This is a genomic window from Paenibacillus sp. 79R4 (assembly GCF_013393165.1).
Lineage (GTDB): Bacteria > Bacillota > Bacilli > Paenibacillales > Paenibacillaceae > Fontibacillus.
On the sequence record NZ_QJOT01000008.1, the window covers coordinates 125,922 to 149,834 of the forward strand.

18 protein-coding genes, 1 pseudogene and 1 CRISPR repeat array are annotated in these 23,913 nt (G+C 47.3%); of the genes and pseudogenes, 16 read left to right on the forward strand and 3 right to left on the reverse strand.

Going from position 1 to position 23,913, the window contains the following annotated elements:
- The first annotated feature begins 33 nt into the window (after nt 1-33).
- The 10 genes and pseudogenes from cas5c to DMN77_RS13315 all read left to right on the forward strand — a co-directional run bounded on the left by cas5c (nt 34) and on the right by DMN77_RS13315 (nt 12,052).
- Nucleotides 34-759 (forward strand): type I-C CRISPR-associated protein Cas5c, encoded by a 726-nt coding sequence (gene cas5c / locus DMN77_RS13270; protein ID WP_179015380.1) that lies wholly within the window; start codon nt 34-36, stop codon nt 757-759.
- Nucleotides 756-2,711, forward strand: coding sequence for a type I-C CRISPR-associated protein Cas8c/Csd1 (gene cas8c, locus DMN77_RS13275; protein ID WP_179015381.1), 1,956 nt, complete (start codon nt 756-758; stop codon nt 2,709-2,711). Before cas5c ends, cas8c begins: the two co-directional genes overlap by 4 nt.
- Nucleotides 2,712-2,714: 3 nt before the next feature.
- Nucleotides 2,715-3,575, forward strand: a complete 861-nt coding sequence (gene cas7c, locus DMN77_RS13280; protein ID WP_179015383.1) for a type I-C CRISPR-associated protein Cas7/Csd2 — start codon at nt 2,715-2,717, stop codon at nt 3,573-3,575.
- Nucleotides 3,565-4,210: pseudogene (gene cas4, locus DMN77_RS13285) on the forward strand (CRISPR-associated protein Cas4). The gene cas7c and the pseudogene cas4 overlap by 11 nt, the downstream one beginning before the upstream one ends.
- A complete protein-coding gene (gene cas1c / locus DMN77_RS13290; RefSeq protein WP_179015384.1) occupies nt 4,207-5,238 on the forward strand; it encodes a type I-C CRISPR-associated endonuclease Cas1c in 1,032 nt (343 codons plus the stop codon). Before cas4 ends, cas1c begins: the two are co-directional and overlap by 4 nt.
- Before the next feature lie 9 nt (nt 5,239-5,247).
- The gene (cas2, locus tag DMN77_RS13295; protein WP_068782616.1) at nt 5,248-5,538 is read left to right on the forward strand and encodes a CRISPR-associated endonuclease Cas2; all 291 of its coding nucleotides are present in this window, start codon (nt 5,248-5,250) and stop codon (nt 5,536-5,538) included.
- A 158-nt stretch (nt 5,539-5,696) separates the two neighbouring features.
- Nucleotides 5,697-6,736: direct repeats of the CRISPR family, unit length 32 nt; unit sequence GTCGCATCCCTCGTGGATGCGTGGATTGAAAG.
- Between the two features lie 1,098 nt (nt 6,737-7,834).
- A complete protein-coding gene (locus DMN77_RS13300) occupies nt 7,835-8,146 on the forward strand; it encodes a DUF1806 family protein (protein ID WP_068782615.1) in 312 nt (103 codons plus the stop codon).
- Nucleotides 8,143-8,865, forward strand: a complete 723-nt coding sequence (locus DMN77_RS13305) for a PIG-L family deacetylase (RefSeq protein WP_179015386.1) — start codon at nt 8,143-8,145, stop codon at nt 8,863-8,865. Before DMN77_RS13300 ends, DMN77_RS13305 begins: the two co-directional genes overlap by 4 nt.
- Before the next feature lie 168 nt (nt 8,866-9,033).
- On the forward strand, nt 9,034-10,428 hold the full coding sequence (locus tag DMN77_RS13310; protein WP_179015388.1) for an MATE family efflux transporter: 1,395 nt from the start codon (nt 9,034-9,036) through the stop codon (nt 10,426-10,428).
- A 190-nt stretch (nt 10,429-10,618) separates the two neighbouring features.
- A complete protein-coding gene (locus tag DMN77_RS13315; RefSeq protein ID WP_179015389.1) occupies nt 10,619-12,052 on the forward strand; it encodes an alpha/beta hydrolase family protein in 1,434 nt (477 codons plus the stop codon).
- A 47-nt stretch (nt 12,053-12,099) separates the two neighbouring features.
- Here DMN77_RS13315 and DMN77_RS13320 read toward each other — a convergent pair whose 3' ends face one another.
- Nucleotides 12,100-13,056, reverse strand: coding sequence for a MerR family transcriptional regulator (locus tag DMN77_RS13320; protein WP_256872378.1), 957 nt, complete (start codon nt 13,054-13,056; stop codon nt 12,100-12,102).
- Nucleotides 13,057-13,254: 198 nt separating this feature from the next.
- On the opposite strand from DMN77_RS13320, the gene DMN77_RS13325 reads away from it, so the two are divergent.
- Nucleotides 13,255-14,709: an alpha/beta hydrolase gene (locus tag DMN77_RS13325; RefSeq protein ID WP_179015391.1), complete on the forward strand. Its 1,455-nt coding sequence runs from the start codon at nt 13,255-13,257 to the stop codon at nt 14,707-14,709.
- 30 nt (nt 14,710-14,739) lie between these two features.
- Here the strand turns inward: DMN77_RS13325 and DMN77_RS13330 are convergent, their stop codons facing one another.
- Complete coding sequence (locus DMN77_RS13330) at nt 14,740-15,684, reverse strand: MerR family transcriptional regulator (protein WP_229521105.1); 945 nt, start codon at nt 15,682-15,684, stop codon at nt 14,740-14,742.
- A 124-nt stretch (nt 15,685-15,808) separates the two neighbouring features.
- Here DMN77_RS13330 and DMN77_RS13335 point away from each other — a divergent pair, with 124 nt between their 5' ends.
- The 3 genes from DMN77_RS13335 to DMN77_RS13345 all read left to right on the forward strand — a co-directional run bounded on the left by DMN77_RS13335 (nt 15,809) and on the right by DMN77_RS13345 (nt 19,977).
- Nucleotides 15,809-18,073, forward strand: a complete 2,265-nt coding sequence (locus DMN77_RS13335) for a hypothetical protein (RefSeq protein WP_179015392.1) — start codon at nt 15,809-15,811, stop codon at nt 18,071-18,073.
- 32 nt (nt 18,074-18,105) lie between these two features.
- Nucleotides 18,106-19,107, forward strand: coding sequence for an SMI1/KNR4 family protein (locus DMN77_RS23640; protein WP_082790216.1), 1,002 nt, complete (start codon nt 18,106-18,108; stop codon nt 19,105-19,107).
- Between the two features lie 99 nt (nt 19,108-19,206).
- Entirely contained in the window at nt 19,207-19,977 is a 771-nt protein-coding gene (locus DMN77_RS13345; protein ID WP_068782607.1) for a nucleotidyltransferase domain-containing protein, read from the forward strand.
- A 169-nt stretch (nt 19,978-20,146) separates the two neighbouring features.
- On the opposite strand, the gene DMN77_RS13350 is transcribed toward DMN77_RS13345, so the two are convergent.
- Nucleotides 20,147-21,094, reverse strand: coding sequence for a helix-turn-helix transcriptional regulator (locus DMN77_RS13350; protein ID WP_068782606.1), 948 nt, complete (start codon nt 21,092-21,094; stop codon nt 20,147-20,149).
- Nucleotides 21,095-21,204: 110 nt separating this feature from the next.
- Here DMN77_RS13350 and DMN77_RS13355 point away from each other — a divergent pair, with 110 nt between their 5' ends.
- Entirely contained in the window at nt 21,205-23,493 is a 2,289-nt protein-coding gene (locus DMN77_RS13355; RefSeq protein ID WP_256872379.1) for an ATP-binding cassette domain-containing protein, read from the forward strand.
- A 68-nt stretch (nt 23,494-23,561) separates the two neighbouring features.
- A complete protein-coding gene (locus DMN77_RS13360; protein ID WP_068782605.1) occupies nt 23,562-23,909 on the forward strand; it encodes a hypothetical protein in 348 nt (115 codons plus the stop codon).
- Nucleotides 23,910-23,913: the final 4 nt, after the last annotated feature.

The following is a 23,913-nucleotide window of genomic DNA, read 5'->3' on the forward strand; positions in this document are numbered from 1 at the left end:
ACATGTGAGGAAAATATAGGAAGGGGGTAAAACGTGTTTAGAAATAGTGTGGAGTTCGAAGTGTATGGGGAATATGCTCTATTTACCGACCCTTTAACAAAAATGGGTGGAGAGAAGCTAAGCTATCAAATTCCAACTTACCAAGCTATTAAAGGAATTGTTGAAAGCGTTTACTGGAAGCCGACCATCATGTATGTCATTGATGAGATTCGTGTGATGAACCCGATCCGTATGGAATCCAAGGGAATTAGACCGATTGACTATAGCGGAGGCAATACGCTTGCAAATTATACTTACTTGCGGGATGTTCGTTATCAATGCCGTGCTCACTTTGTGTTTAATCTGAACCGGCCTGATATGGAGTTCGATCGTAACGAGCATAAGCATCACAATATCTTAAAGCGATCGATCAAAGCTGGGGGAAGAAGGGATATTTTCCTCGGAGCCCGGGAATGTCAAGCTTATGTTGAACCATGTGTATTTGGTGAGGGAGAAGGATTCTACGACAACTACGAGGGCGAGATTCATTTCGGAACGATGATCCACGGGATTAACTATCCGGATGAGACGGGGCGAAATGAAATGGAGACTAGGCTCTGGAAACCCAAAATGGTAAAAGGATATATCAAATTTGATCCACCCGAGGATTGCAACCAGGTGCGCAAAATTTCGGATATGCAGCCGAAGATTTTCAATACATCCAATGTAGAATCTGTCCATGATGTGTTGGCGCAGATGGAAGAGGGTGAGCGCCTGTGAGCTGGCTCCTGGATTTATATGAGACCTATAAAGCTAATTTGGGTAGGGTTGGCGTTAAGGAGAAGCGATTTATAGACAGGGAGCAGCAGAAGTTCATTGAATACACCTTGCTGCCTATCTCACATACGACGCAGACTGCGCATATTGAGGTAAGAGTTACAGAGAGCGGGGACTTCCATTCCGCGGAGATCATCGACAAGAATGATGCCAATACGCTTATTCCTTGTACGGAAGATTCTGCGAGCCGGGCAGGCTCCAAGGTAGCCCCCTACCCACTACATGACAAGCTTAGCTATGTAGCAGGGGATTATACCGGCTATGGTGGTGAAGTCAAGAAGGAAGACCCCTTCAGAGCTTATATTGAGCAGCTGGCAGATTGGGCGGGCTCTCCGTATGCACACGAGAATGTGAAGAGCATCTATACTTATTTGAAAAAAGGAAGGTTAATCGAGGACCTGGTTGCGGATCGGAAGCTGGCTGTGGATGAACAGGGACATTTGATCGGCAAATGGGATAAGAAATATACACTCCTATATGAAGAGAAACCAGCGATTTTCTCTTCTCTGGCTGGAGAGCAGTCAGACTCCTTTATTCGATTTACTGTACATTCCACTCGACGGGCTATGAAGAAGACCTGGGACGACCCGGAAATGTACGAGTCCTTTGTGCAGTATTATAACCATAAATTGGGCGGTGAGAAGCTCTGCTATGTGACTGGTGAGATCATGCCCGGTACAAGCAAGCATGCTAATAAAATCAGAAATCCGGCGGATAAGGCAAAATTAATCTCAGCGAATGACAAGACCGGATTTACTTTTCGGGGACGTTACAGTGATAGTGAAGAAGTGGCTAGTATCAGTTATGAGGTGTCACAGAAGGCGCATAATGCACTCAAATGGCTAATTCATCGGCAAGGAAAGATCATTGATCAGCGGGTGTTCCTGGTCTGGTCCAATGGTGACGATTTAGATGTCGTTCCGCCAGAAAACGATACATATACCTTTAATCCAGGAGTGGCAACTACGTTAGCTCAAGGGAAATCCTTCACGAATGATCTGTTAGCTGAGGAGTTATCGAAGGCATTGGATGGATATAAGAACAAATATGCTGATTCTAAGGCGAAGGTCAGTCTACTGATGTTGGATTCAGCAACAACGGGACGAATGGCTGTATTGTACTATCGACATATGGCCCAGCAGGATTATTTTGAGCGCTTGGTAGAATGGCATTCAACTTGTGTATGGCTGCACCGTTATCAGAAGAATCATCAGGGGGAGTATGTGATCTTCTACGGAGCACCAGCGACGCGGGATATCGCCTTCGCGGCATACGGATCTAAAGCGGGTGACAAAGTCATAAAGGGCTTAATGGAACGAATGCTTCCTACCATAATCGATGGGCGGCATATACCGATAGATATTGTCAGAAGTGCATTCCAGCGAGCTTCCAATCCTGTATCGATGGAGAAATGGGAGTGGGAGAAGACGCTTAGCATAACATGTGCCTTAATAAACTATGGATTGATTCAGAAGAAGGAGGGATACGAGGTGGCGCTAGATAAAGAGAACCAGGACCGGGATTATCTGTTTGGACGGCTGCTGGCGGTTGCGGATGTGCTGGAGAGGCGAGCTCTTGGCAATGAGGAGAATCGGGCTAGTAATGCTATTCGATATATGAATTCTTTTGCCCAGCATCCGGCCCGGACGTGGACAACCATTCAAGCGAGTTTACAACCGTACCAATCACGTTTGGGTGCGAAGGGTTATTATTTGTCAGGTCTGATCGATGAGATCGCTTCTAAGTTCAAGTTTGAGGATTTTAATAATAAGCCATTATCTGGAAAATATCTTTTGGGTTTCTATAGTCAAAGACATGATCTATTCCAGAAGAAAGAGAAAAGTGACCTGATAGGTATAGATACCGTTGAACAATCCAATAAAGAGGAGATGTAATAAATGTCAATTCTGAATTATAAAATTGATTTTGCTGTGATTTTCTCGGTAACAAAGGCCAATCCCAACGGAGATCCGCTGAATGGAAACAGACCGCGGCAGAACTATGACGGATACGGTGAGGTTTCGGACGTAGCGCTGAAACGCAAAATTAGAAATCGTCTTCAGGATATGGGGGCATCTATTTTTGTACAATCAAATGATAGAACGACAGATTCTCTTAAAAGTCTGAGAGAACGTGCAGACGCGAATGAAGCTTTAACCAAAATTATGAAGTCCAAATCTGTCTCCAGCGAAGAGTTCGCCAGTGTTGCCTGTCAAGAATGGGTCGATGTACGTAGTTTTGGACAAGTGTTTGCCTTTAAAGGCGGTGGGGAAAAAGGGGTATCTGTAGGCGTAAGAGGTCCAGTCTCTATTCATACTGCGACTAGCGTAAGCCCGATTGATATTACGAGTATGCAAATTACAAAAAGTGTGAACTCGGAGCCAGGGGAGAAGAAAGGTTCGGATACGATGGGCATGAAGCATAGAGTAGACTTCGGTGTATATGTTTTCAAAGGTAGTATCAATACCCAATTAGCTGAGAAGACCGGCTTCACGAACGAGGATGCGGAGAAGATCAAGGAAGCGCTTGTCAGTCTGTTCGAGAATGATTCCTCTTCAGCTAGACCGGAAGGTAGTATGGAAGTTCATCAGGTTTATTGGTGGGAGCATTCCTCTAAGCTAGGTCAGTATTCCTCGGCTAAGGTACATCGCTCATTGTCTGTTAAACCACGTAAGGACGAGCCTAAATCTTTTGAGGACTATGCTGTTGAATTAACCGAATTGGACGGACTCCAGGCTGAGATCATAGATGGCCGTTAATCCTGAAGATGATTATCTTATGTTGTCGGGGATACAGCATTTTCAATTTTGTCGAAGACAGTGGGCATTAATCCACATTGAGCAGCAATGGGAGGAAAATATAAGAACTGTTCAGGGACAGTATATCCACCGCAAGGCGGACCAGCCATTTGGGAGATAAGCTTGTCGTACGCGCGATGCCTGTGAAATCCGATGACTTGAGAATGACGGGAATTTGCGATGTAGTCGAATTCATCAAGGATGATCGGGGCGTTGAGATTAGCGGAGCAGAAGGCAAATATATGGCTTATCCAGTGGAATATAAACGGGGAAAGCCAAAGAGGGATGATGCGGACATTCTACAGTTAACCGCACAGGCGCTGTGTCTGGAAGAAATGCTTCTCTGTGAGATCGACAAGGGTTATATGTTTTATAACGAAATTAAACGCCGTGTTGAAGTGGTTTTAACTCCAGAGATGAAGAGCAGAGTAAGATCCGTCGTTGGTGAAATGCAGGATTATTACCGGCGGAGGTTCACACCTAAGGTCAAGCCTGGAACTTATTGTAAAAGTTGCTCCCTTCGATCAATTTGTCTGCCAGAACTAATGACTAAGCGCAGCGTGAAAAGTTATATCGAAGGGAGGATCCGAGAATGAGGAAGCTGCTGAATACGCTATTTGTCACACAACCGGAGGTATATTTATCTCTGGATGGCGATAATATCGTACTGCTCAAGGATCAGGAGAAGTTAGGCAGAGTACCACTTCATAATCTAGAATCTATAGTTACCTTTGGTTATACTGGGGCTAGTCCTGCCTTAATGGGGTATTGTGCGGAACGAAATATTTCTATTGCTTTTTTAAAAATGAATGGTGAATTTCTGGCCAGAGTTATTGGAGCGAGCAAAGGGAATGTTGTGCTAAGGAAGAGACAAAGTCTTCTCTCGTACAACGAAAGGGAATCTGCGGTGATCGCCCGTAATTTCATCATTGGAAAAATCTACAACCATAAATGGATGATTGAGAGAATGACCCGGGATTATCCACTGCGGATTGATGTTGCAGAATTTAAGAATGCGTCAGATCATATGTCCTCTATAATGACGGCGATAAGAGAGTGCGAGGATCTAGAGCAGTTACGGGGCTTGGAAGGGCAAGCTGCGCTTAGTTACAATAAGCTGTTTGACCATATGATCTTGCAGCAGAAGGAGGAATTTTCCTTCCGGACTCGCTCGCGCAGACCTCCTCTGGACCCCGTAAATGCGATGTTATCGTTAGCTTATACCTTGTTGGCTCATGATATGACCTCAGCTCTCGAAGCCGTTGGGTTGGACGCGTATGTTGGTTTCCTGCACCGCGATCGTCCTGGACGAGCCTCTTTGGCACTCGATATGATGGAAGAATTGCGCGGGATTTATGCTGATCGGTTCGTACTGTCCTTAATCAATAAAAGAGTGATCAGTTCGGAGGATTTTGTCCGTAAAGAGAATGGGGCCGTGTTGATGACCGATGAAGCTAGAAAAAAATTCTTAACTGCCTGGCAGAGTAAGAAACAGGAGAACATTGTGCATCCTTTTCTGGGTGAGAAAATTTCCTGGGGGCTGGTTCCCCATGCTCAAGCTCTACTGCTAGCCCGATATCTGCGCGGCGATCTGGATGAATATCCGCCCTTTCTATGGAAGTAGGTGTAGACGATGCTAGTATTGGTCACATATGATGTAGGTACGACGCATAGCACTGGACAGAGAAGGCTGCGGCAAGTGTCCAAGTTATGCCAGAATTATGGACAACGTGTGCAGAACTCCGTCTTTGAGTGTGTAGTAGATGCCACCGAGTTTGAAGTCCTGAAAATGAAGCTGATCGATATCATCGACGAAGAGCAGGACAGCCTACGCTTCTATCAGCTTGGAAACAACTATAAGAATAAGGTCGAACATATTGGGATTAAGGAGTCCCTCGATCTTGAGGGCCCCTTAATCCTGTAGTGCGAACCCCAAGTGAACATGATTTCCCTGGGGGATTCGCACCATGAAAATCTTTGGATTTATCCATTAAAGTAATAAAATGTAATTTTATCGCCCCTGTGAAGTTAGTTTTTGTATAGAAAATGCGATTTTCGAGCTCTTTTTACTCGAAAATCGGAGTCGCATCCCTCGTGGATGCGTGGATTGAAAGCCCCAAAGGCACCTACTGAGCCGTCCGGTATTATGGTCGCATCCCTCGTGGATGCGTGGATTGAAAGTCCGGTTTCCCAGTCCACTTCGTGAACATGCTCTCGTCGCATCCCTCGTGGATGCGTGGATTGAAAGAAGATGTCATCAGGTGGAGGAGTGGCTTTTTCCCAGTCGCATCCCTCGTGGATGCGTGGATTGAAAGTTATTGTCAAGAGCAACTGCGAGTAATAGTGATATACGTCGCATCCCTCGTGGATGCGTGGATTGAAAGGCAAAAATTGATCAAACTTCGCTAGATACAACGCTCAAGTCGCATCCCTCGTGGATGCGTGGATTGAAAGTTCATTGAATGCGCGATTCGTCTCGGCAAATCACAAGTCGCATCCCTCGTGGATGCGTGGATTGAAAGTATACAAAATCTGGACAATAGTTGCGAGGATTATAGTCGCATCCCTCGTGGATGCGTGGATTGAAAGTATGAAATCAACATGATATCGTCCGGCGCTCGCGTCGCATCCCTCGTGGATGCGTGGATTGAAAGATGGTGCATGGTCTGCGGTGGATCGCGCGCTGTGTCGCATCCCTCGTGGATGCGTGGATTGAAAGCTGATATCCAAATGTTTAGTTACATCGGTCAAATAGTCGCATCCCTCGTGGATGCGTGGATTGAAAGTCAAGTTGTCATCATGCAAAGGCCTTGTATTATCCGTCGCCTCCCTCGTGGATGCGTGGATTGAAAGTTAATCTCGCTGAATCTTGACTTCATTTCTGTTGTCGCATCCCTCGTGGATGCGTGGATTGAAAGCGGAACGGACATATGGGAGAATATCGTAGCCTTGGTGTCGCATCCCTCGTGGATGCGTGGATTGAAAGACTCAAAGTGTTCAGATTAACGATCGTCTGAAATGTCGCATCCCTCGTGGATGCGTGGATTGAAAGGATGCTGGGATGACGAAACATGAGTAATACAGTAGTTGTCGCATCCCTCGTGGATGCGTGGATTGAAAAGGATCTGCAGGTGGTCAACACACCAGCTTCTCTTAGTATGGAAGAGCTTGCTCTATAGAAGGTACGAGCTCTTCGCAGGTAAATAATTTGCGGTGATTACTACCCACTGAACTATTCGCTGCTGAATTTCCATAGAAACCAACTAAAACCAGACAGTCTTTAATTAAGAGTCAAACATTGAGTTGGCTAGTGGCATTATTCATTATGGTAGAATAGAGAAGAATGATAGAAAGTTGAATATAGCTCTAGGCATTTCAATGATTTTCGCATAACAATATGGTGCGAACCCTAAGCGAACATGAAATCCTTGGGGAATTCGCACCAAATATTTTTTTGTACCCATCCATTGGAATTAAAATCAATTTTCAAACGCTGTAAAGTTTTTAATCAATAAGAAAACACCGAATTTGTATCAAAATCGGAGTCACATCCTACACGGATGTGTGGATTGAAAGTACATACTCCTGCCCGTTTTGCTTCACCAGGAATGGTCACATCCTACACGGATGTGTGGATTGAAAGGATTACGAGTACATACTGATTGACTGTCCGCCAAGTCACATCCTACACGGATGTGTGGATTGAAAGTTTAAGGTGTTTTATCATTTGATCCATCTCTTCAGTCACATCCTACACGGATGTGTGGATTGAAAGTCCGGACATAAGGAAATGATCGAACAATTGAAGTTGTCACATCCTACACGGATGTGTGGGTTGAAAGAATCCTAGCCCTTCCTTGGACATATGTTCAAAATCGTCACATCCTACACGGATGTGTGGGTTGAAAGAATCCTAGCCCTTCCTTGGACATATGTTCAAAATCGTCACATCCTACACGGATGTGTGGATTGAAAGGATACCTAAGCTGAGATCCTCAATCGCTTTCTTGTCACATCCTACACGGATGTGTGGATTGACAGTCTGTGAGGGAGAAAACGAGAAGCGGGCACTTCTCGTCAGACCTGACACATATATTGATGGATCTATAGTTTCAAATATGTTTTGACCGTTTTTGTCACATCCCCCAGTAGCTGCGCCCATTCAAACCCTGCTATAATATATAAAGTTACTAGTAAATATATAAAGAAGGTCGTTCAGCATGAAGAAAATTGAGAGATCAGCGGTTGAGCAGGAGCTTCGCAGATTTGTTGGGGCGAACGTTTATGTGCATAGTGAGGCGACGTCGTATGTGTTTGTCCGTAATTTTACGGTGCAGTTAACGGAGGCTCATATTGCCGGGGAGGGGCCGTATCGTGTGGCGCTTCGCTTCAACGGTGACGGTTGGCTTCGGATGGAGGCGCTGACGGATTATGAGGTAGATGATCAAGGGCGCCTGCTATTGGCTGGGTTTGATAACAAGGGGCGAATGGATGTCGCTCTTCATTTGGGAAAGGAGGCTTTCCCGGAATGAACAACCCTCTAAACCCAAACATATCCTCACGTAAGCTGCTGCTTGTGCTTGCGCACCCGGATGATGAGAGTTTCATCTGTGGAGGTACTCTTGCTAAATACGCCAGTGAAGGAGTTCAGATCACACTCGTCAGTGCTACAAGAGGCGAGATGGGACGCCGTATGGGGAATCCGCCTTATCTGAATCGGGAGACGATTGCCGCAGCCCGCGAGCGGGAACTGCGCAATGCCTGCGAATGTCTGGGCGTTCAGCAGCTGCAATTTCTGGACATTCGCGACAAAACAGTGGAATTCATCGATGAGGAGTCATTGATATCCCGGGTTGAAGGGATTATACAAAAGACCGCTCCCGACGTCGTGCTTACCTTTCATGAGACGCTTGGAGGTCATCCCGACCATTGCGCTATTGGCAAAGTGACCACAGCGGCATGCCGCCGAGCCGGCAAGCAGGATTCCTTATACTATATTTCGTTCGGCAATATGATGGAGCAGCCGGAGCGCTACGGATATACCCGAGGCGATATTGTAAAAATCGATGTATCCGCTCATTTGGAAGCGAAGCTGGCTGCATTTCGGGCGCATCGCTGTCAATCGGAGATCGACGAATGGGTATGGCGTCCCGACCATGAAGCATTGGCTCGATTTGGCGCGTACGAGTACTTTATCCACGCGGAGCCGACAGCCCCGGATCGGCATAATCACTATGACTTATTTCACTAAAGAGAGGCCTTTTCGGCCTCCTTTTTGCGTAAAAGTGTTCATTTTTTGCTAGTTATTGTATATCACTTCATTCTTTCAACAAGAGTGGTATAATAGGACGGCATAACCTTTTTTCAAAAAAGAAATGAAGCCATAAGACAGAAATAATGCCAAAGAAGTGATGATGCGATGAGTACTGCCATGTCTAGCTTCAAGCAGAAATCGGTGTTTCTGCTCAATAAGTATTTTACGGGGGAAGTCCTCGATTATAAACAAATTATAGCGATTATTATTCCAATCCTGGTTGACCAGGCTTTTATTATTTTAATGAGCTTATTAAATACGGCGATGATCAGTTCCTCCGGGGTCGCTGCGGTGAGTGCCGTGAGTATGGTCGATTCGCTGAATATTTTTCTTATTAACGTATTCGTTGCTGTAGCTACCGGTGGTACTGTTATCGTGGCGCAATATAAGGGCAGCGGGAACGATAAAATGGTCTCGAAGTCCGCCGCTCAGGCGATATCCGCTGTTGCAATTATATCTGTATTCATCAGTGTGTTTGTCATCATTTTTCATATGCCGACTTTGAATTTATTGTTCGGGCGGGCAGAGGGAGACGTGCTTCAGAACGCAAAAATATACCTGATCGGCAGCTGCATCTCCTATCCGTTCATTGCTATATTCCAAGCGGTTAACGGAGCGCTTCGCGGCGTGGCCGAGACCAAAGCCTGCCTAGGGCTGTCGCTGATCATGAACGTCACCTTCTTATGTTTGAACATTCTTTTTATCACAGTACTGGACTTTGGAGTTATGGGTCTAATTGTATCCATGCTGACGGCGCGGATATTAGGTATGGTCACTTCGTTGATCTATTTGCTGAAGTATAACCAGACCTTGCGTTTCAAAATTAAAAATGCCCTGCGGCTCAACTTCTCCATCCTGAGGAAGATTATGTTCATTGGCATTCCGTTCGCTGCGGAGCAGATGTTCTTCAATGGCGGCAAGCTGTTGACGCAGACATTTATCGTACAGCTGGGGACGCTGGCTATCACTGTGAATGCAATTGGCGGCTCCATTTCGTTGCTGTTCCAAATTGGAGCCAACGCTTTGAGTATCGCCATCGTAACCGTAGTTGGCCAGTGTATCGGGCGCAGAAATATCGCTGACGCCAGGAAGTACGTCAAGTCATTCCTCGGGCTGTCTACCGTGTTCTTCATTATAGGGGATATCATTTTGCTGCCGTTGTTCCCGTTCATTGTCAGACTGTTCTCGCCACCTGCGGAGATCATACCGACGATCTTCCAATTAACCGTGCTGATTGCGATCGCACAGCCATTGTTCTGGTCGTTCAGCTTCATAACACCATCGGCCCTGCGCGCTGCCGGAGATTCCAATTTTACCTCGATCTCCTCGCTGCTCTCGATGTGGCTGCTTCGTGTCATACTAGGGTATTTGCTCGGAATTACTTTAGGCTTCGGCATCATGGGCGTATGGATCGCTATGGTAACTGAATGGGTCATCCGGGGCTCGATATTTATGTGGAGGTTCAAAGGCGAGAAATGGTACAGCCGCAAGCTGATTTGACCGGAACATCTAATATGGTTCGGAGTCATCCGGAATATTCGATTTATTCATAAATTGTAAAATCGCTGGTGCTGGGATTAAGAGCATCGGCGATTTTTTTGCTTTCCAGGGGTTGAAGCTCCAGCTACTGGAGGTTGTATGCTTGGTTGGAGCAAACAGCAAGAACAGTATACAAGGAGGTTTTAGGTTTATGAGATCTATTGAAATGGCATCAACGATTTTAAATGTTTTATTGCTCGGTTGGATCCTATTTGCGAGAAACAAGACACAGCGGGGATTGCTCATAGGATTTGGCGCTTCCGCTATTGTCGTACTGGCGCATGCGTTCATTGAAGGGATGCGTTGGCAGATGATTCCGGTCTATGCCCTGACTTTGCTCCCGATTCTGGTGTTGGCAGGCAGGCGGTTATTCAAACCGCGGAAAGAGAAGGATGGCTATAAGAAAAGACCCCTTATTCGATGGATATCTACGATAGTTCTGGCCACTCTGTATTCAGCTATTGCCATCGCGCTGCCAATCCTGTTGCCGATCTTTACCTTCGAGCAGCCGACAGGGCCGTACAAGGTTGGTACGGTGACTTATGATTGGAAGGATGAACAACGGGAAGAGACTTTTACCTCGGAGCCCGGTGATCCACGTGAGTTGATGGTGCAGATCTGGTACCCTGCCGATTCACAGGCAAAAGGCCACACTGCTTCTTACATTACGAATGCTGATGTTTTCGCCGAAGGATACAGCACGATTCTGAATTTGCCAAAGGTTTTGTTCACAACGTTTGGCTATGTGAAGACACATGCGATCGAGTCTGCTGAGCTGTCTCAGGTGGAATCGACCTATCCAGTGCTTTTGTTCTCCCATGGATTTAGCGGACACAAGAATCAGAACACTTTCCAGGTCGAGGAGTTAGCCAGCCATGGTTATATCGTGGTTGGGATCGACCATACCTACAGCAGCACGGCATCTGTCTTTGCAGATGGGCGAGTGGCTCCTTATGTGCAGCAGGATTTGAACTCGCCTTCGTATCTGGATCAAGCCAATGCCGGATGGGTGGAAGATGCAAAATTTGTGCTCGACCAAGTGGAGAGGTTGGCGAACGATGATCCTGACAACCGTTTTACAGGACGACTGGATCTGCAGAACGTGGGGATGTTTGGTCATTCCTTTGGCGGAGCGACAAGCACGCAGATGCTTATGGAGGATGAGAGGATCAAAGCAGCCATGAATCTGGATGGCGTCTTGTATGGCAAGCAGCGGATTCCGGCCGGAGGATTGGCGAAGCCGTTCCTTATGATGAGTGCGGATGGATCGCTTAATAGCGTACAGCAAATACAGGAACCCGAACTCAGACAGATGATGGAAGGACTGCTTGCGCGGTATGAGCATGTAGCCGAAGGCGGCAACTATTGGATGAAGGTCAATCATATGACGCATATGGGCTTCACAGATTTGTACCTGCTCTCGCCGCTGTTTGAGCGGATGGAGGGCGTGGATGTACGGCAGGCCCACCGCCTTATTAATGCGTACTCCCTGGATTTCTTCAACCATTATTTGAAGCGCCAGCCACTTCAGCTGTTAGAGCAGAACATCGGTGAATATCCGGATTTCACGCTGCAAAAAGATTAGGTGATATTGGACATTGGAATCGTTGAGGGCGATGGGCCCTCGATGATTCACATGAAGCGTTTATTTTGCCCAAGCCGCCATTGGATGCCTTGATATAAAAGGAGATTTCCTTTATACAATTGGTGGTATTGCGGGCTGATGATGGCACATAATGTGTTGCATCGTTCCAGAGGTTTGGTCTGGGTGCTCTCGAAATATTCGACATAATGTTGGATAAAGTCTTCATTAGGGTTAAGCTGATCTGAATTCGTATACAGCAGGGCCATATCTTCGACAATGGACTGCACCGTCTTGCTGTCCGCAGCGCATTTATTCCTCCATGCAGAATCCAACCGCTCCTGAATATGCTTCAGCTTGTTTCCCCAGGTGGCGGCGTTATAGCGGGGCCGTTGTACAATTCGTAAGAAGAGCAGCTCGACCCGCTTGAGATCAGCGATAAATTCAGGATCGTTCAGAAGCTCCTGCAGCTCCTTCCAGGCGGCGGCCTGCTTGGCCGATGTCTTGGGGTGATCGACGACGAACTTGTTGAAATAGTATAAAAGAGGGTCCCGCCACTCGCTGAGGATGCCCTCGAATAAATGGGCCTCTTCCACTTTATCCGTGATGAACTGTCTGCGATTCTCGGCATTAACGGTTCGAGCGTTCACCAGATCGTGGATGTATCGCAGTGAATCTTCCCCGTGCGCCTCTGCCTGACGCAAGATAGCTATCATATTTACCAGCGTGTTCGCCTGGATTTCCAGGGACTCGATCTGCCATGCCAGCGCTTTCTCGACAGTCAACTCGCCTGCCATCAACTGATGAATTTCATCGATGCCAAAATCCAAATAACGCAAGGTGGCAATAAGCTCTAACCGCCAGATATCATCTGATGAATACAACCGGTGCCCGCCTTCCGTATACGCGGTAGGTTTAAGCAGTCCGATTTCGTCATAATAGCGAATCGTTTTGACGGTAGACCCAGTCAGTTTGGCGACCTCGCCGATAGGATACTTCTTGTCCAAAAAATACAGCTCCTTGTTTGATGAGATGATGTACGTCGGTCCAATGACCTCTAGTCTTTTACGGTAAGCTCCTTAATTCGTTCCATATACACGGATCTTTGCTGTGCGAAAAATGAGTGTTGAATGTCCCCTTAGGGGAGGTTTTATGCTTGGATTCAGCAAGTAGAGGGAACAGAAAAAGAGGAGGTTTTATTCGTTATGAGGACTTTAGAAATGTTGTCCGCAATCTTGAATATTTTATTGCTGGGGTGGTTTATATTTACCAGGAATCGGTCACAGCGAGGATTAATCCTGGGCGCGGGCATTTCAGCACTATTCGTGCTGCTGCACGGGATGATCGAAGGCATGCGTTGGCAAATGATTCCGGTCTATCTGATCACGCTTATCCCGATCGTAGTCCTGGCTGTAAGATATTTCTCCAAATCAAAGAAAGCAGAAAAGAAAACATCCCGGATCCGGTTGACTCTAATTACGGCATTGGCTGTACTTTATTCCTTCATTGCTGTGGCTTTGCCACTCTTGCTTCCGGTATTTTCCTTCGAGAAACCGACAGGTCCATACAAAATCGGAACCGTATCCTATGCTTGGAAAGATGATAAACGGGAGGAACTCCATACACCCGAGCCAGGTGATAAACGAGAGCTGATGATACAAATTTGGTATCCAGCAAGTGAAGGTGCGAAGGGAAAAAAAGCACCTTATGTTTCTCACCCGGATATTTTTGCAGAGGGATACGGCGCAGCTTTGCATATGCCAAAACTACTGTTTACGAGCATTGGCTATGCCAAAACGCATGCAATCGAAGCGGCAAAATTATCTGATCAGGAACCAGACTATCCAGTGCTCATTTTTTCGCATTCGTTGAATGGGACAAAGAACCAAAACACATTCGAGATTGAACAATTAGTTAGCCATGGTTATATTGTGGTGGGCATTGATCATACGTACCGCAGTACAATATCGGTGTTCCCTGATGGCCGTGTTGTACCATTTGTTCCCCAAGAGAGCAATACCATTGACTATCTCGATGAAATCAACGAGGAATGGGTGGACGATGCCAAGTTTGTGCTCGATCAAGTTGAGAAACTCGCCAAGAGTGATCCAGACCATCGTTTTACGGATCGGATGGATTTGGAGCGCATCGGCATGTTTGGTCATTCCTTCGGCGGGGCAACAACCACGCAAATGCTCATGACGGATTCACGAATCAAAGCAGCGATCAATATGGACGGCGGACTCTACGGCAAGCTTCGAATTCCGGACGATGGATTGAAGAAGCCATTCCTGATGATGAGTGCGGACGGTACTCTGGCTGGCACTACGCATATGAGCGACGAGGAAATCGCTTCTCAAGGCACAACACGGAAGGAACTGGACAAGTTTTTTGCAGATACATTTGCTCGGCAAGCGTCCGTATCCAAAGGCGGCAACTATTGGATGACCATCAAAAACATGAAGCATATGGGGTTTTCAGATATGTATTTGATTTCACCCTTATTTGAGAAGATGGAGGGTGTCGATGTAACAAGCGTACATCAGCTGATTAACGATTACACGCTGGATTTCTTTGACCATTATTTGAAGCAACAGCCGCTAAAATTATTGGATCAGAATATCGGCGACCATCCGGAGTTTTCATTGCAGAAAGGCTGAGGGCAATTTGCCCTCAGCTTTCTTTGTTGATTACAGCTGCTTGAGTTTCCATTGTATGCCTTGCAGCAATAACTCATTTCCTTTAGCGAACAAGCGGTATTTGGGGCTCAAAGTAGAACATAGCGTGTTGAACCGTTCGATTCGTTCTGTTCTCGGATGCTGCGAATATTCGGCAAAGTAGCGAAAAAAATCCTCCTGGCTCACGGATTGTCCAGAGCTCGCATACAGCATGGCCGTGTCCTCGACAATCTTTTGAACGTAAGGACTTTCGGCAGATTGCTTTTGCATCAAAGCCGTATTTAACCGGTTGTGAATTTCCTCAAGTTTTTTGACCCATCTTGCTGCATCATAATGAGGCCGATGGACCATGTTGAAGAATAGAAATTCATCGTTTTTAAGGTCGGCTATAAACTGAGGATCGTTCAGGAGCTCCTGCAATTCATGCCAAGCAATCGTTTGTTTGGCCGATATTTTCGTTTGATTGATAATGTGTTTGTTAAAGTTATACAGAAATGAGTCTCTCCATTCCGCCGGAATGCCCTCTAAAAATTGGGACTCTTCTACTTTTTCAAGGATAAATTGCTGGCGTTTCTCTGTGTTGACGGCTCGCGTGGTCACCAGATCATAAATATATTGCAAGGAAGCCTCTTCCTGCTCCTTCGCCTGTCGCAGAATGGATAACATATTTGAAAGTGTACTCATTTGTGTCTCTATAGATTCAATCTGCCAGTCGAGTGCTTTGTCCAGCGGTATTTCGCCAGAAAGCATCTCTTTAATCTCATCGATCCCGAAATCCAGGTAGCGCAGGGTTGTAATTAGCTCCAACCGCCATAGATCGGAAGACGTGTACAACCGATGTCCGCCCTCCGTATATTCTGTGGGTCTAAGCAGTCCGACCTTGTCATAGTAACGGACGGTTTTGATAGTGGTTCCGGTCATTTTTGCGGCTTCCCCGATGGAATATGTCTTATCCAATTGATCCCCCCCTGTTAGCATTTTACTACCTGCGCCCCATAACAGGGGTGAGGTTATTCTGCTATGATATAATAAATATGCCTATAAAAGGAAGGTTTCTATATAGAGAGATAGGAGGGATTGAATGAAGAGAAGAATTTCGCTGTTGTTTAATCTGGTGTTTTTTATTCCGGCCATTATTTTAAGTATTATGGTCTGGAGGGATTACACGGATCAACTTGAGGCTAACTTGAATAGGGAGCTAATATCCGAACGGGAGTTGTTCTTTTTAGACCGTGGCAATAAAGTTCTGGGGATTGCGCGAGATGAAGACAGCGGACTGAAAGGTGAGCTTTACGATGTGAAGACAGAGAAGCTTATTAAGGAGATGCCCCTCTATTCTAATATACATAGTCAGATCCTGTCCGCCTATCAAAATGGCCGCTTGATTCTGGTGACGAATAATCCGGAAGACCGGCTAGAAGTAAATATGATCGATTCAGAAGGCGGCGTGCAGGAACTGGCGCAAGGAACGCTGGAGTACACTGGATTTGTAAGCAATAATGTGTTCTCCTGGCGGGGCAAAGTCATAGTCCTGGGGACAGATGGGGGTAGTGCTCCCTATATTGCTGAGGTTAACCAGGGGAAGTTGCAGAAGGTTGAATTGAACAGTAACCAGCTGCTGCCCTCCAGACCTACATATATACGGCCGGTTCACGGGAGCTTCGAGAGCGGTGCCGTTATGCCAATATTCGAGGTGGATCTTCATGATGACCGGACGGCATATGTAAGCGGGGTGCTGAATGATCAGGGGCTTCCGCTTACCTATATCAGAAAGGATGAAGAGGGCTCGTTTGAAGCAGAGGACCATGCCGCTTACCAATTTGCAAAGCAGGTGAACCGGGACCAGACTAGTCTGCTTAAAGTGGATTCCGAATATCCCGAACAAGTCCGGTATTATAATGCGGCAGCAAAAAAAGAGGGCACTGTACTGCCAACTCCGATGCCGGTGTACCAGGTGAAGCTGTATCTGCTGAACGATGAGGAGACTTTGATTGCTGGCTCCAACACGAAGGATGAGGCAGAAGGGCATATGCTCGGATACTTATACAATGAAAAAACGAAGCAATTTACAGATGTATCGGCGATCGTGTCCATGCTGACTTATGACAATCTGAGCGAAACGAAGCTGCATTTCTATAAGGACGCCGGGGATGACACGCTATATTACTCCAACGCGTCGGCTTCTACCGCATGGATGAATGTGCGAGAGGGAACGTTTGGGCTTCTCTCCCAAGAGAAGGTTCAGCAATGGCAGCTTCATAAGGAAGAAAACCATAGATCCTTCCAAACCTTTATAGAGTATGTCAAGCAAGGAGACGGCCTAATTATTAATTGGATCCTCTGGATCATCATTCCGATAGTTATGTACGGGTTAATGATCATTATACCGGTGATATTTCAAGCAAAGCTGAGACGAGGGCTGGAGCAGGGGATTACCCTTACGGGAACGATTACGCAAATGGCGGAGACAGGGACATATATTAATAATCAACCACAAGTTCGCTTCATGGTACGTTTCCTGGATGAAGGCCAGACGAAGGAAATTGCGATTAAGAAGGTTATTTCACATCTGGACCGTATACAGGTTGGAGACCAGATCCTGATTAGTTATAATCGCAGCAAGAACAAGGCTATGATTGTTAATACGTCGGATGTAGCGGAACATGTGAAGCCGAAGACGATTGAAGGAGCAGTGCTGACTAAGATCGATTTTATGGGAAAAGCGCAGCGGGGAAGTGCGCTGATGCTTCATTTTGAAGCTGCAGGCCATGCCTATTCCATTCCTGTCGTACAGGCGATAGGGTTCGAATACCGGATTGGGGAGAGAGCAACGCTTGTCCAGATCGGAGGGCAGACCCGTCTGCTCGAATATGGAAGCTTATCGGCACGGGCTCAGAGCATGGCGGAGAGGCTTACACTTCAAGGAGAGATTACACGTATACAGCCATGCGGGGTTACGATCCAGGATCGGCAGCTAATGGTGCTTGAGGTGCTGATCAGTCATGGACAGGAGCGGATTCGCAAGGTGAACAGCGAGTTCGTACCTCGCGGGCTTAGTGTACAGGTTGGCTCTATCATCCAGGTATCTGCGAGAAAAGAGGAGCTTGATCGAGAAGCGCGTCTGCTTCAAGGCAGACAAGGAGGCGGGAAGGTGACCTCCGTTGAATTTGCCGGTACGACCGGAGACCGTCCTTTAGCACGCATTACGGTCCAACGAGGAGATGAGGAATATCGGATCGAACAATCGATTGAACCCGTGCATGGGGTCGAAGTTGGGGATGAGCTATGGATCGCCTATGACGAACGTTCGCGTGAAGCCGTTATTGTGAATTATGCGGGGAATTAAAGTCCTGTTGTATAAGACTGGAGGGAATAAACATGGATATCTCAAAGGCCATTCATCTGCTGAAATGCCACGCTTATGCGCATGAGGATGTGCATTTGCCGCAAGCAGAGCATGGGTTTCTGGGCAGTCTTCGACCGTTCCAGGGTGAGCTGAAGGAAGAAAATCTGCATGAAATAATGGCTGTTATTCGCGCGCTCGCCGCCAAGCTGGGGGAGCCTGCGTTGGACCGTGAGGTCGTATCATGCTTGTGGACCCTGTGCAAGCTCGGGCGCGCCTGGGCGGTAGAACCGAATGGGATGCTGCGTTCGAATGGTTTGATGACAGAAGAGCAAGTTGAACGTATGGAGAATTGGCTGGATATGATCTCCTATGCCGTTATGATTTTGCTGGATAACGGGGGCGAGGAAGAAGCGTTTTGGGGTTATCGCGAATATGTCTCAGAGCAGCTTGAACCGCTGATAGCAGAGCTGGATCATTTGCTTCAGGAGAAAGTGGCAGACGCTGAAATCCAAGAGCTGCATGGCGAGTATAAAGAGCTGGCAGGAGCCAGCGAAGAGAGTTTGGCTGCGTTCGAGAGGGAATTCAATGTGCTTCTGCCTGAGGACTTCCGCAGCTTCTATCGCCGCAAGGACGGCAGCGGATATGCCTTTCACATTTTGTATCCAGGGGATGCCGAGGCGGAAGAGTGTGTCCCCTACTACATCATGTCCCTGGCTGAAATGGAAAAGACCAAGGGCTATTTCTGCGAACGGGATGAGCTGCTCACGCAGTATTATTCCGAAGAAGAGATTCGGGAGCTGGCCCCGGAAATTAAGCCTTATTTATTTTATAGAAAATGGTTTCCGTTTGCCACGATGGCCGGCGGCTCTCTATATTTAATGCTTGACCTGGATCCTTCCGATCAAGGCACATACGGGCAGATTATCAGTTATGTGCATGACCCCGATTTTGTCTATTATGTTGCCGATTCCTTTACAGGTTTGCTGCGCGAATCAAACCGAAATTTAAGTCTGATGGATGAAATCGAGTATTAAACCGGCTCAGCTGTTGTCGATGGCAGCTAATTACTGGAGATTCATTCCCGATGAAGTTAGAAATTCCTATATTCGTAGGTGTACAGAGGAGGCGGTTGCTTGAGGCAGATCATTGTGGAAGAAATTTTGAAAATCGAGCAGGAGCACCAAGTCAAGATTTTGTTTGCCGTGGAATCGGGCAGCCGGGCTTGGGGATTTCCGTCACAGGATAGTGACTATGATGTGCGGTTCGTCTATATTCATCGGCCGGAGTGGTATTTGTCCATTGATGAGAAACGGGATGTCATTGAGCTTCCGATTAATGAGCAGCTGGACATCAATGGCTGGGACATCAGAAAAGCGTTGAAGCTGTTTCGCAAATCGAACCCGGCCCTTCTGGAATGGCTTGTATCGGATATTCAATACTATGAGGCCTATGGATTCAAAGAAGAGATGCTTGCGTTAAGAGAGCGTATCTTCTCCCCTCAGGCTTCGGTCTATCACTACTTGCATATGGCGAAGGGGAACTTCCGGGAATATTTGCAGGGAGAACAGGTGAAGATTAAGAAATATTTCTACGTGCTTAGACCGATTCTTGCTTGCCAATGGATTGAGAAATATAATACCAGTCCGCCGATCCTGTTCCAGGAGCTGATTCGAGACCTGGTGACGGAGCCGGAGCTAAGGGCAGCTATTGAGGATTTATTGAGTAGGAAACTTGCTGGAGAAGAACTCAATCTGGAGCAGCGTGTTGATGTCATCAACGAATTTGTTGCACGAGAGATTGAGCATATGTCAGAATTCGCGCAATCCGTGCAAGTTGATCACGAAGATCCAACGGAGCTTCTGGACGGGCTGTATCGGAAGTATTTGCAGAAAGTATGGAACTAGGGATTTTAGAGTTGCTCAGAGCTGTTCGAATCGTGAAGGGAATCTATATGCAGGAATCCTATGTTTTAGCATCCTATGCAAATGCCCTAAAAGCAGCAGCGAGTATTTGGGCTAAACAATCTATCGAACCGGGGATGTGCAGCACCCACCTGCGGGGCAGACCGAAACTTCATCCCTTCTGATAATGCGCCAACAGCGCCTCCGCATGGCAACGAATATGGCCGATGATTTCCTGCGGTTCGATGACCCGTGCTTCCTTCCCCAACTGGGCAAAAAATTCAGCGGTGAATGGGATTTCGTTGTGGTCGATCACCGTGTCGATCAGTCCGAGGATTCCATCCTCGCGTTCCTCTTCGAGCAAGATAGGCTCATACCAGGGTTTGCTGCGGCTTCTCCGTAGTCCCTCCCGGGTTAATTCCACCACCAGACGGACGGGGGAGGAGATGGCATAACTTTGCAGCCATTCCCTTAGTTCCGTTCCCACCTTATACTTGTCCTCCTTAACTGTTAATGACAAAATACGATCCACTCGAAACAGCTGAATTCTAGCGCTGTCCATATCATAAGCAGGCATATACCATAATCCGTCATTCGTATAAACCCCGATGGGCGCCACATTTCTCTCTTTATCGCCGCTCTTGGACTGGTACGTTATCGTGATGATCCGGTTCTCCGCAGCGGCTTCGATCAGCTCTTTTAAATAAGGGGCGGTCAGGCCTCGCTTCGGATTCCAAAAGGATAGTACCGTCTCCAGTTGGTTGATCTTCTTCCCCGTATCTTCCGGCAGCGCTGCAAGCAGCTTTCTTGAAGCCGATTCGATATCTGTGTCAAAGGGCAGCGACTCATAGAACGCCAGCGAACGGAAGGCGAAAAAGATGGACAGGGCTTCGTTCTCATCGAATAAAACCGGCGGAAGCACTCGGGTTTTAAGGGTACGATACCCTCCGTTGCGCCCTTGTTCCGTGTATATGGGTACGCCCATTTCGCTGATCTCCATTAAATAGCGATGCGCGGTACGGACGGAAACGCCAAACTCATCGGCGACCTCCTGGGCCGTAAAGCTTCGTCGGGAATTTACGTACATAATCAGGTCAAACAGCAGCTTAGTCTTAGACATGATTTCCCCCAATTAGTAATTTGCTTAAACAAGACAAGAGTTGTCATGTTAAGAGTATATGCTATTCCTTACAGACAGACAAAAAGCTTGCAAAAGGAGGGCAATACCACATGCCAAAGACAAGGATGAATGACAAGATCAAAGTTATTGGAGCACGTGAGAAAAATTTGAAGCATATCAGTGTAGACATTCCTAAGAAGCAGATCACCGTATTTGCCGGCGTCTCCGGCTCAGGGAAGTCAGCGCTCGTATTCGATACCATTGCCGCGGAATCGCAGCGTCAGCTAAATGAGACTTATTCGAGCTTTATTCGCCATCGGCTGCCTCATTACGGACAACCGAATGCAGATGCGATTGAGAACCTCCCGGTTGCCATCATCATCAACCAGAAGCGCATTGGCGGAAACTCAAGATCAACGGTAGGCACCATCACGGATATTTACTCCTTGCTTCGCCTACTATTCTCTCGGATTGGCCAGCCTTATATCGGGGAAGCTGAGGTTTTCTCCTTTAACAATCCGCGGGGGATGTGCCCGAGATGTGAGGGGCTGGGCATCGCAAAGGAAATTGATACGCAGCAGCTGATCGACCGGGAAAAATCATTAAACGAAGGAGCGATCTGTTTTCCAACCTTCCGGCCCGGTGATTTCCGCTGGAAGCGGTACGTCTGTACGGGTCTTTTCGACAATGATAAGAAGCTGAAGGATTTTACAGAAGAAGAGTGGGATACACTGCTGTATAAATCAGGCTTTAAACCTCCTCATCCGACAGAAGGCTGGCCGACAACCTCGTTGTATGAGGGAGTGATTCCCCGTATTACCCGCAGCTTTTTGAGCAAGGACTCCAGGGACTCCAAGCTGTATAAAGAAGAGATTAAGCGTGTGGAGAGACAAGCTGTATGTCCGGAATGCCAAGGAACAAGGCTGAATGCCGAGGTTCTTGCCAGCCGAATCAACGGGAAGAACATCGCCAAGTGTACGGGGATGCAGGTTAGCGAGCTGATTGAGTTTATGCCTACGATTCAAGCTCCGGCAGCGGCGACTATGGTCGAAGCCATTACACTTCGGCTGCAGCAGATGCTGTCCATCGGCCTTGGATATTTGACCTTGAACCGGGAAACCGCCACTTTATCGGGCGGCGAATCGCAGCGGATCAAAATGGTACGGCAGCTGGGGAGCAGCTTAAGCGACCTGGTGTATATTTTCGATGAGCCGAGCATCGGCTTGCATCCTCATGACATCGATCGGATCAATACGCTGCTTAAGCGATTAAGAGACAAGGGCAATACCCTTGTCATCGTCGAGCATGATCCAAATGTCATTGCAATCGCTGAGCATGTGATCGAAATGGGGCCAAAGGCGGGAGCACAAGGTGGGCAGGTGGTATATGAAGGTGATCTTCCAGGTTTGCTGAGGTCGGGCACGTTAACAGGAACTTTTTTAAATGATAGGCCTGCCTTTAAACAGATTTTAAGGAGTCCTGTCGGCTGGTTGCCCGTCCGCAATGCCAGCCTGCACAACTTGAAGAACGTGTCTGTAGATATTCCTAAGGGAGTGATGACCGTGATCACGGGAGTAGCCGGATCAGGCAAAAGCACGCTAGTGAATCAGGTGCTCAGAAGTATCGTCCCGAATGCGGTTTATATCGACCAGGAGCCCGTCCACGCTTCGAATCGTTCCAATATCGCTACTTTTACCGGCATGTTCGATCTGATTCGGAATCTATTCGCGGCTAATAATCAGGCAGAGCCGTCCATGTTCAGCTTCAATTCGCGCGGGGCGTGCCCGGAGTGCAAAGGAACGGGAAGGGTAAGCACTGATTTGGCTTTTATGGACTCTATTGAAATCGTATGTGAAGCCTGTGATGGACGTAGATTTAGCAAGGAGGTCCTATCGTTTCTTTGGCGCAATAAAAATATGAGCGATGTGCTGGAGCTATCGGTGGACGAAGCTGGCGAATTTTTTACGGAGAAGCATATTCTGCAAATACTGGCGCGCCTGCAATCGGCTGGCGTTGGTTATATGTCGCTGGGCCAGCCCTTAAGTACATTATCCGGGGGAGAACTGCAGCGGGTTAAGCTGGCCAAGGAAATGGAGCGCCGCAGTGAGGTCTATGTGCTTGACGAGCCCACGACAGGGCTTCATATGTCGGATATCCGGCAGCTGCTGGCAACGGTAGAGGGGCTGGTGGACCAAGGCAGCACCGTTATAGTGATTGAGCATAACCTGGACTGGATGACGCAGGCGGATTGGATCATTGATCTGGGTCCTGGGGCAGGGCAAGAGGGCGGAGCGATCGTCTATACAGGAGAGCCGCAGCATATCACTCATTGCGAAGCATCGCACACGGGTCAATACTTGAGGCGATATTTACGGGATTGGAAACGGGATGGGGTGTGAGCAGAGTTCACGTTTGTCCTAAATTCACGGTCTCTACATATATATGTGTGGAGGAGAGTGAGGCGAAAATGGATAAAATGGTGAAGCAATACTACCAGCTAAAACAGCAGCAGAAGGAAATTGAGCAGCAATTGTCGGAATTGCGGGGGGTGATCATTCACCACTGTAATGAGCAAGGAGCGTCTGCGCTGGAGATCGGGCATTACAAAGTGAAGCTGGTTCAGCAGGAGCGTAAAGAGTTCGACGATCAGAAGCTGTATGAGGCGCTGCCAGACCCGGAAGTATGGCGTATGCTGTCTAAAGCAGACCCGTCCAAGGTCACCAGCTTGATCAAGCTGAAGGTTATCTCCGAAGAGAGCATACGAGATACTTTTTCGCTGAAAAATATTACGTTGTTGCAAGTAGACAAGAAATAAGTAG